The 12,506-nt window shown below is 62.9% G+C and carries 10 protein-coding genes; all 10 read left to right on the top strand.

The window, feature by feature from the left end; all coding sequences use genetic code 11:
* Nucleotides 1-194 precede the first annotated feature (194 nt).
* The 10 genes from GEU01_RS00885 to rplL all read left to right on the top strand — a co-directional run bounded on the left by GEU01_RS00885 (nt 195) and on the right by rplL (nt 12,479).
* Nucleotides 195-1,535 carry a DNA recombination protein RmuC gene (locus tag GEU01_RS00885; RefSeq protein ID WP_019084561.1) on the top strand — a complete coding sequence of 447 codons (1,341 nt, stop codon included), beginning with the start codon at nt 195-197 and terminating at the stop codon, nt 1,533-1,535.
* 55 nt (nt 1,536-1,590) lie between these two features.
* Nucleotides 1,591-2,328 (top strand): response regulator transcription factor, encoded by a 738-nt coding sequence (locus GEU01_RS00880; protein ID WP_010506759.1) that lies wholly within the window; start codon nt 1,591-1,593, stop codon nt 2,326-2,328.
* Complete coding sequence (locus GEU01_RS00875; RefSeq protein WP_010506758.1) at nt 2,318-3,715, top strand: sensor histidine kinase; 1,398 nt, start codon at nt 2,318-2,320, stop codon at nt 3,713-3,715. Before GEU01_RS00880 ends, GEU01_RS00875 begins: the two co-directional genes overlap by 11 nt.
* A gap of 141 nt (nt 3,716-3,856) precedes the next feature.
* Nucleotides 3,857-7,045 carry an efflux RND transporter permease subunit gene (locus GEU01_RS00870; protein ID WP_019084560.1) on the top strand — a complete coding sequence of 1,063 codons (3,189 nt, stop codon included), beginning with the start codon at nt 3,857-3,859 and terminating at the stop codon, nt 7,043-7,045.
* Nucleotides 7,042-8,328: an efflux RND transporter periplasmic adaptor subunit gene (locus tag GEU01_RS00865; RefSeq protein ID WP_019084559.1), complete on the top strand. Its 1,287-nt coding sequence runs from the start codon at nt 7,042-7,044 to the stop codon at nt 8,326-8,328. Before GEU01_RS00870 ends, GEU01_RS00865 begins: the two co-directional genes overlap by 4 nt.
* Nucleotides 8,325-9,947 carry an efflux transporter outer membrane subunit gene (locus GEU01_RS00860; protein ID WP_019084558.1) on the top strand — a complete coding sequence of 541 codons (1,623 nt, stop codon included), beginning with the start codon at nt 8,325-8,327 and terminating at the stop codon, nt 9,945-9,947. Before GEU01_RS00865 ends, GEU01_RS00860 begins: the two co-directional genes overlap by 4 nt.
* Before the next feature lie 112 nt (nt 9,948-10,059).
* Nucleotides 10,060-10,494, top strand: coding sequence for a 50S ribosomal protein L11 (gene rplK, locus GEU01_RS00855; RefSeq protein WP_010506752.1), 435 nt, complete (start codon nt 10,060-10,062; stop codon nt 10,492-10,494).
* A 5-nt stretch (nt 10,495-10,499) separates the two neighbouring features.
* Nucleotides 10,500-11,195: a 50S ribosomal protein L1 gene (gene rplA, locus GEU01_RS00850; RefSeq protein ID WP_019084557.1), complete on the top strand. Its 696-nt coding sequence runs from the start codon at nt 10,500-10,502 to the stop codon at nt 11,193-11,195.
* Between the two features lie 285 nt (nt 11,196-11,480).
* Nucleotides 11,481-11,999 (top strand): 50S ribosomal protein L10, encoded by a 519-nt coding sequence (rplJ, locus tag GEU01_RS00845; RefSeq protein ID WP_010506748.1) that lies wholly within the window; start codon nt 11,481-11,483, stop codon nt 11,997-11,999.
* Nucleotides 12,000-12,101: 102 nt separating this feature from the next.
* Nucleotides 12,102-12,479, top strand: a complete 378-nt coding sequence (gene rplL, locus GEU01_RS00840; RefSeq protein WP_010506747.1) for a 50S ribosomal protein L7/L12 — start codon at nt 12,102-12,104, stop codon at nt 12,477-12,479.
* The last annotated feature ends 27 nt before the right edge of the window (nt 12,480-12,506 follow it).

Here is a 12,506-nt window from a genome sequence, read left to right as displayed (position 1 = left end):
GCGGGGTGAAGGCATGTCGGGGCACGCTAGTGGGTTTTGGCGCCATGCGAACCTGAAAATCAGGTGAAAGGCGGATCGTTACGGTCGCTGCATATCACGGTTGCCAGATATTCCAAAAAAACATGATGGGTTTACATCACCCGTATTACAGGGCACGGACATGTTTTGTTCTTTACGATGGGAAACAATCCGCCATGCCCGATCTGTCCGCATCGCCCGTCTTGTGGATCGGAATGCTGCTTGCCGCCATGTCATGCCTGTTGTCCCTGATCGTGCTGCGCCGCCTTTCCCTTATGGCGGGACAGGGGGAAGATGCGGACCAGCTGGCGCGGCTATGCGTGATGACGGAGCGGGAGACCGCCGCCCGCGTGGCGGAAAACGAGGCCCAGCGCGCCCGCATGGCGGAAATCGAACGTGCATTGTCGACAAGGCTGGACCAGCGGCATCAGGAAATGACCGAAACCTTCAACCGCATCGCCCGCATGATGGGCCGCGACCTTGCGGAAATGCGTGTGACGCAGTCCGAAGCCCTGCGCGAAATGGCGGAGGAGGGCAGGCGGCAGAGCGATGAACTGCGTGCGGCCGTGAATGAACGCCTGCATCAGGCAGTGGAAAAGCAGATGCAGACATCCTTCCAGCGCGTGCTGGAACAGATCGGCGCGATGCAGAAGGCGATGGGCGAGGTCTCGGCCATGACCGCGCAGGTGGGCGACCTCAAGCGCCTGTTTTCCAACGTCAAGACCCGTGGCGGATGGGGTGAATCCCAGTTGCGCAGCATTCTGGACGATGTGCTGCCCGAAGGCGCGTACGAAACCAACCGCCGCCTGCGTGATGACAGCCGTGAGGTGGTGGAATTCGCGGTGCGCATGCCGGTGCGGGCCACGGTCCCGCCGGTGCTGGCGATTGATTCCAAATTCCCGACCGAAGCCTATGAACGTCTTCTGCAGGCGGTGGACGACTGCAACCCCGACGCCGAACGCGCCGCCCGCCGCGCGCTGGAAACCACCCTGCGGATCGAGGCGCGCAAGATCGCGACCAAATACATCGTGCCACCCGTGACGGTTGAATTCGCCGTCCTGTACCTGCCCACTGATGGGCTGTACGCGGAGGTCGCGCGTATTCCCGGCCTGCTGGATGAAATCGGCCGGACCTATCGCGTCATCGTGATGGGGCCGGGTCTCATGCCCGCCATGCTGCGCACCATCCATCTTGGTTACGTGACGCTGGCGCTGGAACGGCGCACGGATGACATCGCGCGCCTGCTGGGCGCCACGCGCCAGGAAATGCTGCGTATGGACGGGGTGCTGGAAAAACTGGCCCGCAATGCGTCTGCCATGTCATCCTCCATTGACGAAGCCCGCAGGCGCACCGGCCTCGTGACCCGCAGGCTACGTGAACTGGATGTGGATACCGCCGCCGCCCCTGCCGGGGATGACGGGGTGAACCCGGCTTCCGCCATGGGGGAGGGGGCAGGCGCGCAGGCCGACATGGCGCCGTCATGGTCGCGCGAAGGGGCGGGTGGGCATGGGACGTAGCTGAAAACGATTTTAATTGGCCCCGCTCCGGCACGCGCTGCATAAGGAAGGGATGATGAGTGTTCCGTCCGAAGCCCACCGTCCTGAAAGCGCGCCCGTTTCCCCCACGGGCGGGACCGCGCCGCGTGTCCTGCTGGTGGAGGATGACAGCAAGATCGCGCAGGAAGTGGTGGAGGAACTCGAAAGCCGCCATTTCCACGTCCAGCATGAGGAATCAGGCGCCGCCGGCCTGGCGATGGGGCTGAACGCGCATTTCGATGTCATGATCGTGGACCGCATGCTGCCCGAACTCGATGGCCTGACGCTGATCGAGACCCTGCGTGAGCGCAGGGTGCATGTGCCCGTGCTGGTGCTGTCCGCCCTGTCGGCGGTGGATGACCGGGTCAGCGGGCTGAAGGCGGGCGGCGATGACTACCTGACCAAGCCGTTTGCGATGGAGGAACTGGCCGCGCGGCTGGAGGCGCTGCTGCGCAGGCCTGATAATTCACGCCATACCATGCTGCGCGTCGGCCCGCTGGAAATGGACCTGATCGAACGCACGGTCACGCGCGATGGCGTGCCGATCGACCTGCTGCCGCGGGAATTCCGCCTGCTGGAATACCTCATGCGCCGGCCGGGACAGGTGCTGACACGCAACATGCTGCTGGAGGATGTGTGGAATTACCGCTTCATTCCCCAGACCAACCTTGTGGACGTGCATATCGGCAAGCTGCGCCGCAAGATCGATGAAAGCGGCAAGCCCCCCCTGATCCAGAGCATCCGGGGCGCGGGGTTCATGCTGCGTGCTTCGTAACGAACTGTTCCGTACCGCCACCTTCCGCCTGACACTGGCGGTGGTGGCGGCAATGATCTGTTCGGCGGCGTTGCAGTTCTTCTTCGGTTACAGCCAGGCCAGCGTGTTCGAGGCCCGGCGGTCCGACATGCTGCTGCTGCGCGAAGCCAGCATCCTGCAGCGCGAACCCCCTGCCGAACTTGAGCAGCAGGTGCGCGACCGCGCGACCGATGACCTGCGCATCATCATGAACGTCACCACGCTGTTTGATGCACAGCAGCATTATATCGTGGGCGACCTGCACAACTGGCCCACCGGGCTGGTGGCGGACGGGCATGTCCATGTCGTCGAACCCGAGGCAATGGGCGGTGGTTCCGCCACCCTGCTGCGCATGGTGGCGGTGCGTGTGCGGGGGGGACGTTATCTGGTGCTGGGGCGCAGCCGGCACATGCGCACCGAACTGCGGCTGATGATGCGGCATTCCATGCTGGTCTCGATCGTGCCGACCGTCCTGTTCGCGCTTATGACCGGCATCTTCCTCAGCCATCGCGCCCTGTCGCGGGTCAAGGACATGCATGAGGCGATCGACCGCATCATGGAAGGCGACCTGCATGAACGCCTGCCGGCGGGAAAACAGAATGACGACCTCCAGCGCCTGGCGGGCAGCGTCAACCGCATGCTGGACCGGCTGGAACAGCTGCTGGATGAAATACGCGACGTGGGCAATGACATCGCCCATGACCTGCGCACGCCGCTTGCGCGCGTGCGCGCGCGCCTTGACCGCGCCCTGAATGCCGGGCACTCGGCCGAGGCGCTGCGCAATGTCATTTCCCGCACCATCGACGACCTGGACCAGTCCTTTTCCATCATCACCGCCCTGCTGCGCATTGGCGAGATCGAGAACGGCCGCAGGCGCGCGGGGTTCGGCACGGTCGACCTTGGCGCGCTGGTGGCCGATATCGTGGATCTGTATGAACCCATAGCCGAAACCAAGGGTATCATCCTGTCATATGGGGACGCGGACACGCCGATACAGGTGCAGGGGGACAGGGACTTGCTGATTGAGGTGCTGGCCAATCTGGTGGACAACGCGATCAAGTTCACGCCCGAAGGCGGCCGGGTTGAAATCCGCACCCGTATGAGCGGGGACTGCGCGCTGCTGCAGGTTGTCGATACCGGAATCGGTATTCCGGCGGGGGAACGCAAGGCGGTCATGGGGCGTTTCTACCGTTCGGATAAAAGTCGCCACATTCCCGGCAGCGGGCTTGGGCTGAGCCTGGTATCGGCCATCCTGGCGCTGCATCACGCGCGGCTCGACATCATGCCGTCGCGTGTGCATGACAGCCTGCCAGGGGTTACAATGGGTATCATTTTCCCACCATCGACCTTGATTCAGGCTGGAAACTAAATTGAAATTTCATTTGCGACCCGTCATGCCCCCGTTAACACCGGAAGGACAGACGGGGAGACGAGATATGTACGAACACTACCTGTCCCGGCCCGGGTCCGTGGAAGGTCAGCCGACCGGGCGGAGGGAAACAGGCCACGCATGAACGGTATCGTTGTTACCGCGCTCAAGCGGCCCTATACTTTCGTCGTCCTTTCCATCCTGATTGTCGTATTCGGTGTCCGTGGACTGCTGCGCACGCCAACCGACGTCTTCCCCAGCATCAATATTCCCGTCGTTGCGATCTGCTGGACCTATACCGGCCTCATGCCCGAGGATATGTCCGGCCGCGTCGTCTATTATTACGAACGCGCCCTGACCGCGACGGTCAACAATATCGAACATATCGAAAGCCAGTCCTATTACGGGCGCGGCATCGTGAAGGTGTTCTTCCAGCCCGGTACCGATACCGCCGTGGCGCAGACGCAGATCACCTCCGTTTCCCAGACGGTCATCAAGCAGATGCCCGCGGGCATGACCCCGCCGCTTGTGCTGACCTACAACGCATCATCCGTGCCGGTGCTGACGTTGCAGGTGTCGTCCGATTCCATGACGGCGTCGCAGATCTATGACATGTCCTCCAACCTGATCCGCCCTGCGCTGGTATCGGTTGCGGGGGCGGCCATTCCCAACCCGTATGGCGGCCAGCCGGGCAATATCATGGTTGACCTGGACCAGAGCAAGCTGCTGGCCCATGGCCTGTCCGCGACCGATATCGGCAATGCGCTGGGCAAGCAGAACATCGTGCTACCTGCCGGCGACCAGCAGATCGGCGCATTCGACTGGATGGTCCAGACCAATGCCTCGCCTGAGGAAATAGACAGTTTCAACAACATGCCCATCAAGCAGGAAGGCAATTCCGTCGTCTACCTGCGTGATGTGGCGTGGGTGCATGCCGGCGGGCCGCCACAGACCAACATGGTGCTGGTCAAGGGGCATCAGGCCGTCCTGATCGTCATCATGAAAAGTGGCGACGCCTCCACCCTGTCGGTGGTCAGCGGGATCAAGGCGCTGCTGCCCTCCATTGTCCGCACGCTGCCGCCGGGCGTCGATATCACCGTGCTGGGCGATGCCTCGACCTTCGTGAAGGAGGCGGTGCGCGACGTGGTGCAGGAAATGGGCACCGCCGCCCTGCTGACCAGTCTCGTGGTGCTTCTGTTCCTGGGGTCGTGGCGATCGACGGTCATCATCGCCACCTCCATTCCGCTGGCCATGCTGTGTTCGGTCATCGGGCTGGGCATGGCGGGGCAGACCATCAATGTCATGACGCTGGGTGGTCTGGCGCTGGCGGTCGGTATCCTGGTTGATGACGCCACCGTCATGATCGAGAACATCGACGCCCACCTTGAAATGGAAAAGGATCTGGAAACGGCCATCATCGACGCCGCCAACCAGATCGTTATCCCCACCTTCGTGTCCACATTATGTATCTGTATCGTGTGGATGCCGCTGTTCCAGCTGACGGGTGTCGCGGGCTGGCTGTTCATGCCCATGGCTGAAGCCATCATCTTCGCCATGATTGCATCCTTCATCCTGTCGCGCACGCTGGTGCCGACCATGGCCAAATACATGCTGGCGGCACAGGTCGCGGCCCATGCGGCGGCCAAGGCGGCGGGGGGACACCAGGAACCGCGCAATATCTTCGGTCGCTTCCAGCAGGGGTTCGAGCGGAAGTTCATTGCCTTCCGCAACCGTTATCGCGCCATCCTTGAACACCTGATCAGCATACGCGGGCGGTTCGTGCCGATATTCGGCCTCGGGGCGTTCTGCTCGCTCGTGCTGCTGGTGTTCGTGGGGCAGGACTTCTTTCCCGAAATCAATTCCAATGCGCTGGCGCTGCACATGCGCGCGCCGATGGGCACCAAGATCGCCGAAGCCGGCAAGATTTCCATGCTGGTGAATTACGAGATCGAACGCCTGCTGCCCGGGCAGGTCGAAAATATCGTCAACAACTGCGGCCTGCCGTTCAGCCCGCTCAACCAGGCCTTTATCCCCACGCCCACCGTTGGCGCGCAGGACTGTGACCTGACCGTGACGCTGAAGGATGAGGAAGCGCCCGTCGCGAAATACCGCACGATCCTGCGCAAGGGGCTGGCGGAGAAATTTCCCGGCACCGAGATCACCTTCATGCCGGCCGACCTGACGGCCAAGATCCTCAATTTCGGCCTGCCCGCACCGCTGGACGTGCAGGTCACGGGGCGCAACCTGTACGCCAATTTCGACTTTGCCGAAAAGCTGGCTGAAAAGCTGCGCCATGTCACCGGCATTGCCGACGTGGCGGTGCAGGAACCGCTGAATACGCCCACGCTGCGCGTCAATGCCCGCCGGACCTACGCGCTGGGTACCGGCCTGACCGAAGCAGACGTGGCGAACAACGCGCTGGCCGTCCTGTCGGGCAGCGGGCAGGTGGCGCCGACCTACTGGCTGGATCCCAAGACCGGGGTTTCGCATCTGGTGGATATCCAGACGCCGCTGCAGTTCCTGCAGACCATGAACGACCTTGAGACCATTCCCATCGACAAGGGCGACGGCAACCCGTCGGACAAGGCGCCGCAGATCCTGGGCGGGCTGAGCGACATCGTGCAGACCGGCACCCCGGGCGAGGTCTCGCACTACAACATCATGCCGGTGTTCAACATCTACGCCTCGACCGAGGGACTGGACCTTGGCGCGGTGTCCCGGCAGGTCGCCCGCGTGGTGGACGATGTGCGCAAGGACCTGCCCGCGGGGTCCAGCCTGACCATCCGTGGTCAGGCGGAGACCATGAACGGGGCGTATACCCAGCTTATCGGCGGCCTGGCGATGTCGATCCTGCTGGTGTACCTGATCATCGTGGTCAACTTCCAGTCATGGCTGGACCCGTTCATCATCATCACGGCCCTTCCCGGAGCGCTGGCGGGGATCGCATGGAGCCTGTTCCTGACGCATACGGCGCTGTCGGTCCCGGCGCTGACGGGGGCGATCATGTGCATGGGCACGGCCACGGCCAACTCCATCCTTGTCGTATCCTTCGCGCGGGAACGGATGGATGTGCATGGCGATGCGCTGCGCGCCGCGATCGAGGCGGGGTATGAACGTATCCGTCCCGTGCTGATGACGGCGTCGGCCATGATCATCGGCATGCTGCCCATGTCGCTGAGCAATTCGCAGAACGCCCCGCTGGGACGCGCCGTGATGGGCGGCCTGCTGGTGGCGACATGCGCGACCCTGCTGTTCGTTCCCTGCGTATTCGCCCTGATCCATTCCAGAAAGTCCAAGAAGTCCGCCGCTGGCGAAGGAGAACACGCATGACCGCCACAGGCGAAACCCCCAAGCCACGCATGTCCGGGCGCGCGCGGCTGTATGTCACCCTGGGTGGGGTTGTGGTGGCCGCCATTGTCGCGGGTGGCATTCTTGAACGCCGGATCCATGTCTCGCACCTGAAGGACGTGGCGCAGGACGCGGCCATTCCCCGCGTGCAGGTCATCATGCCGCAGAAGGGACCGAAGACCCGCACGCTGGACCTGCCGGGCAATATCTCGGCCTGGTACCAGGCGCCCATCTTCGCGCAGGTCTCGGGCTATGTGCAGATGTGGTACAAGGATATCGGCGCGAAGGTGAAGGCGGGCGAGATCCTGGCCACCATCGACACGCCGGGACTGGATGCGCAGTACGCGGCATCCAAGGCCAATTTCGACGTGGCCATGGCGCGGTACAGGCTGGCCCAGATCACCGCCAAACGCTGGCGTGCGCTGCAGGGCACGCAGGCCGTGTCACAGCAGGAAGTGGACGTGCAGGCCGCCAATGCCGAAGCCCGGCAGGCGGAAGTCGAGGCCGCGCGTCACGAAGTGTCCCGCTACGCGGCCCTGATTGCGTTCAAGCAGATCGTGGCGCCGTTTGACGGCGTGGTGACATCGCGCCTGGCGGATGTGGGCGATTACGTGAACGCGGGCGGTGGCGATGTCTCGTCCCGTGGCACCGCAACCGAACTGTTCAGCGTGGCGGACGTGCACCGCATGCGCGTGTTCGTGTCCGTACCACAGGATTATGCCGACATCATCAGCCCCAAGCTGGAAGGTGACGTGTCTGTGCCGCAGTATCCGGGGCGGGTGTTCAAGGCCAAGTTCCTTGCGACCGCCAAGGCGTTCAATGTGGGCACGCGTACGGTGACGACCGAACTGGTGGTCGATAATGACAAGCGCGAACTGTGGCCGGATTCCTATGCCAATGTACACTTTGTCGCACCCGGTGATCCCGATATCCTGATAATCCCCGAAGGTGCCCTTGTGTTCCGCGCGCAGGGCATGCAGGTGGCGGTCGTGGACGCCGATGACCGCATCCGCCTGCGCAATGTAACGGTTGGCACCAATCTGGGGACAAAAGTGCAGGTTCTGGCAGGTATCGGTCCAAAGGACCGGATTGTGAACAACCCGTCGGCGGGTCTGCTGGAAGGCCAGAAGGTCTATCTGGTCGGTGCGACGCCGGGATATAATGACGCAGGTGCGACCGCCTCGCCCGCGGTGGACAAGGGGGATGACGTGCGGGCCATGCCCGCGGGCGACAGCAACGCGGGCGATACGGGGGTGCGCCAATGAACGGCGCGCCACGCGACCCGTCATGCCCCATGCTGTCCCGTCGCATGCTTTCGCTGGCCGGATGCGCCGCAATCGCCAGTACGCTGGGGGGGTGCGTGGACCTGGCCCCGAAATACCATGGCCAGCATTACATGCTGCCCGACAACTGGAAGGGGGATGCCGTGGTGCAGTTCGGCACCCCGCAGGATGGCGCGGCCAGGGGGGACTGGTGGAAGGTCTTTCACGACTCCACCCTTGATGAACTGGAAGAACGCGCCAGCCACCTGAACCCGAACCTGCAGGCGGACGCGGAAGCCTTCACCCAGGCGCGGGACATCGTGGCGGAAGCGCAGTCGAACCTGTACCCACAGATATCGGGTGGGGCCGGCGCGTCACAGAACCAGGCATCCAACCACCGTCTGTGGCGAGGCGTGGGGTCGACCGGCCCGATCTACATGTCATCCGAACAGTATAGCGCCGCGGCACGGTGGGAACCGGATTTCTGGTCCGCCATCCGTAACCGCAGGCGCGTGCAGCAGCGTCTGGCGCAGGCGGCGGCGGCCGATTTTGCGGTGGCGCGGCTGAGTATCCAGTCCGAACTGGCCAATGACTACATGCAGTTGCGCGGGATGGATGCGCAGCACGCGGTCTATCTCGACTCGATCCGGTATTACGAAACCGCGGTCAAGATCACCAAGATGCGGCAGGCTGGCGCCATCGCGGCCGGAATCGACGTATCGCGCGCCCAGACGCAGCTTTCGTCCACCCAGGCGGCGGATACGGACCTGCAGGCCCGGCGCGCCGTGATGGAGCACGCGATTGCGATCCTGGTGAACGTGACCCCGACCAGTTTCCATATCCAGCCCCGTAACCAGATTACCTTCCCCAAGGTGGCGACCCCGGTCGGCATTCCGGCCACCCTGCTGGAACGCAGGCCCGACATCGCCAGCGCCGAACGGCACATGGCGGCGGCCAACCGGGCCATCGGCGTTTCGCGCGCGGCGTTCTTCCCGCGTGTAACCTTCAGCGCGACAGCCGGTTTCATGGATAACGGCTTCACGCTCGATAAATTCGCCAACGGCATGTACTCCTATGCCGCGCAGGCGGCCATGCCCCTGTTCCAGGGCGGGTTGCGGCGCGCGGAAGTGCAGCGCAACTGGTCGCAGTACCGTCAGGCGGAAGACCAGTACCGCGGCATCGTGCTGGATGCGTTCAAGGATGTGGAAGACGGGCTGAGCCTGACGCATGACCTCAATATAGAAGCCGCCCAGCAGGCGGATGCCGTGCAGGCCTCCATGCGCACGCAGAACATGACCATGCAGCTTTATACCGGTGGCCTGACCAATTACCTCGACGTGGTGGTGGCGCAGGTCGCGGCCCTGCAGGCGCGCATTTCCGAAGTGCAGGTGGAAACCCGCTACATGCAGGCGCAGGTAGAATTGATCCGCGCGCTGGGCGGTGGATGGAGCACGGCGGAACTGCCGAACAACAAGCAGCTCAAGCCTTTCGACCCCATGCAGTACACGCATATGCGCATGCCACGGTCCTTCAGTGGCGTGAATGTCGATAATGGCCCCGATTCCCTCGACCTGTCGGGCAAGGGATTTCATGACGGGGACTTGACAGCCCCCGCCAAATAGCGGTAGGTGCGCGCCTCTTATCGGAACGCGGGAGGACGCGCTTCCTGTCCATGCGGGGCAGGGGCGGGCCACCAGAACCGCGGTCCGGGTGAAACAGTCAGGAGCCCCGGATATGGCCAAAAAAATCGTTGGCTACATCAAGCTGCAAATCCCCGCCGGCAAGGCGAATCCGTCCCCGCCGGTTGGTCCGGCACTGGGTCAGCGCGGCCTGAACATCATGCAGTTCTGCAAGGAGTTCAACGCAAAGACGCAGGGTCTCGAACCCGGTATGCCGATTCCCGTCGTCATCACCGCGTATGCCGACCGTACGTTCAGCTTCATTACCAAGACCCCGCCGAACACCTACTTCCTGATGAAGGCTGCCAAGATTTCCAAGGGCAGCTCCACGGTAGGCAAGGCGGCGGCAGTCGGTAAGGTCACGATCGCGCAGCTGCGCGAGATCGCCGAGACGAAGCAGAAAGACATGAACGCCAACGATATCGACGGCGCCGTGCGCATGCTGGCGGGTTCCGCCCGCTCCATGGGCCTCGACGTGGTGGAGGGCTGATTACAATGGCAAAGAACAAGCGTCTGACCGCAGCCCGCGCCGCTGTCGACAGCACGAAGCAGTATGGCCTGGATGAAGCCATCAACCTGGTCAAGAACAACGCCAAGGCGAAGTTTGACGAGACCGTCGAAATCTCCATGAACCTGGGCATCGACCCGCGTCATGCAGACCAGATGGTCCGTGGCCTGCTGTCCCTGCCCAACGGCACGGGCAAGACCCTGCGCGTTGGTGTGTTCGCCCGCGGCCCGAAGGCCGAGGAAGCAACGGCGGCCGGTGCCGACGTGGTTGGTGCCGAAGACCTGGCCGAAAAGGTGAAGGCTGGCGAAATCGAGTTCGATCGCTGCATCGCGACGCCGGACATGATGGCGCTGGTCGGTCGTCTGGGCAAGATCCTCGGCCCGCGTGGCCTGATGCCCAACCCCAAGCTGGGCACCGTGACCATGGACGTGAAGGGCGCGGTTTCCGCGGCCAAGTCCGGTCAGGTCGAATACCGCGCGGAAAAGGCCGGTATCGTGCATGCAGGCGTTGGCAAGGCGTCGTTTGACGAAGCCAAGCTGGCTGAAAACATCCGTGCGTTCGTGGACGCCGTCCAGAAGGCCCGTCCCACGGGCGCGAAGGGCACGTATGTAAAGAAGATCGCCCTGTCCTCTACCATGGGGCCGGGTGTTACGGTTGACACGTCCGCTTTCACCGCGGACTGACGTCAGCTGAAGAATGACCCTGCCCTGTAACAGGGGTGGGGGAACAGGGGATGGCGGCCTGGCCGCCATTTTCCGAACCTGTCCATGACCGGATGTGGCGCAAGCCTTGATTGCCCGCAGGGGCTGCAACCGGGAGACGGGGATTGCCGGATCGGGGCGAAAGCCCGCACTGGTTGTTCCGTTTGAAAGGACAGGCGAACCGGGATATGACCGGCACGCCGGAATATCCCAAGGGTAAACCCTACCTGTCGGCTTCTTGCTGGCAGGTGATGATGGAGACGGGATTTGGACCGTACGGAGAAGCGGGAGTTTGTTGCCTCCCTCGCAGCCGTGTTCGCTGAGACGTCCATGGTCATCGTCACCCGTAATGACGGGCTGAGCGTGGCTGATGTGACGGAACTCCGGCGTCGCGTGCGTGCGGCAGGAGCTACACACAAGGTCGCGAAGAACCGGCTGGCCTCTCTCGCCCTGGCAGGGACCCAGTTCGAAGGCATCAAGCCGCTGCTGAAGGGGCCGACCGCGTTGTCGTGGGCGGATGAACCCGTAGCAGTGGCGAAGGTGCTGGTCGAGTTCGCCAAAACCAATGAAAAGCTTGTTCTGCTCGGTGGATCGCTTGGTGCCCAGACGCTCAGCGTCGAAAGCATCAAGGCTCTGGCCGAGCTGCCGTCCCTGGACGTTCTGCGCGCGCAGCTGGTGGGGCTTATCTCCACGCCGGCAACGCGTATCGCAGGCGTGCTGCAGGCGCCGGCCGGACAGCTTGCACGGGTTTTTGGTGCCTATGCCAAGACGGGCGAAGCAGCCTGAGACCTATGACCCGGCCCGCCGGGTTATCAAAAAAATGGCATTTTCCTGAAAAAACGGGATTGTGCCGTGCCAACCAGTGTATAAATTAGGAAGACCAAAATTATGGCCGATCTGAACAAGATTGTTGAAGACCTGTCCGCTCTGACCGTTCTGGAAGCTGCCGAGCTGTCCAAGCTGCTGGAAGAAAAGTGGGGCGTTTCCGCCGCTGCTCCGGTTGCTGTGGCTGCTGCCCCGGGTGCCGCTGCTGGTGGCGCGCCGGCTGAAGAGAAGACCGAGTTCGACGTTGTCCTGACCAAGGCGGGCGACAAGAAGATCAACGTGATCAAGGAAATCCGCGCGATCACGGGTCTGGGCCTGAAGGAAGCCAAGGATCTGGTCGAGGGCGCGCCCAAGACCATCAAGGAAGGCGCCAGCAAGGATGAAGCCGAAAAGATCAAGAAGACCCTTGAAGACAACGGCGCTGCTGTCGAAATCAAATAAGTTGGCCAATCGGGATGCGTCGTTTAT

It is taken from the genome of Komagataeibacter europaeus LMG 18890, assembly GCF_000285295.1.
In the GTDB taxonomy this organism is placed as follows: Bacteria; Pseudomonadota; Alphaproteobacteria; order Acetobacterales; family Acetobacteraceae; genus Komagataeibacter; species Komagataeibacter europaeus.
Note: the sequence above shows the minus strand (reverse complement) of the source record. Positions and strands in the feature narration are given on the sequence as shown.

What these genes read in the sequence shown, in the direction of transcription:
- GEU01_RS00885 (WP_019084561.1), top strand. Translation starts at nt 195, where the DNA reads ATGCCCGATCTGTCCGCATCGCCCGTCTTGTGGATCGGAATGCTGCTT.
- GEU01_RS00880 (WP_010506759.1), top strand. Translation starts at nt 1,591, where the DNA reads ATGAGTGTTCCGTCCGAAGCCCACCGTCCTGAAAGCGCGCCCGTTTCC.
- GEU01_RS00870 (WP_019084560.1), top strand. Translation starts at nt 3,857, where the DNA reads ATGAACGGTATCGTTGTTACCGCGCTCAAGCGGCCCTATACTTTCGTC.
- GEU01_RS00865 (WP_019084559.1), top strand. Translation starts at nt 7,042, where the DNA reads ATGACCGCCACAGGCGAAACCCCCAAGCCACGCATGTCCGGGCGCGCG.
- GEU01_RS00860 (WP_019084558.1), top strand. Translation starts at nt 8,325, where the DNA reads ATGAACGGCGCGCCACGCGACCCGTCATGCCCCATGCTGTCCCGTCGC.
- rplK (WP_010506752.1), top strand. Translation starts at nt 10,060, where the DNA reads ATGGCCAAAAAAATCGTTGGCTACATCAAGCTGCAAATCCCCGCCGGC.
- rplA (WP_019084557.1), top strand. Translation starts at nt 10,500, where the DNA reads ATGGCAAAGAACAAGCGTCTGACCGCAGCCCGCGCCGCTGTCGACAGC.
- rplL (WP_010506747.1), top strand. Translation starts at nt 12,102, where the DNA reads ATGGCCGATCTGAACAAGATTGTTGAAGACCTGTCCGCTCTGACCGTT.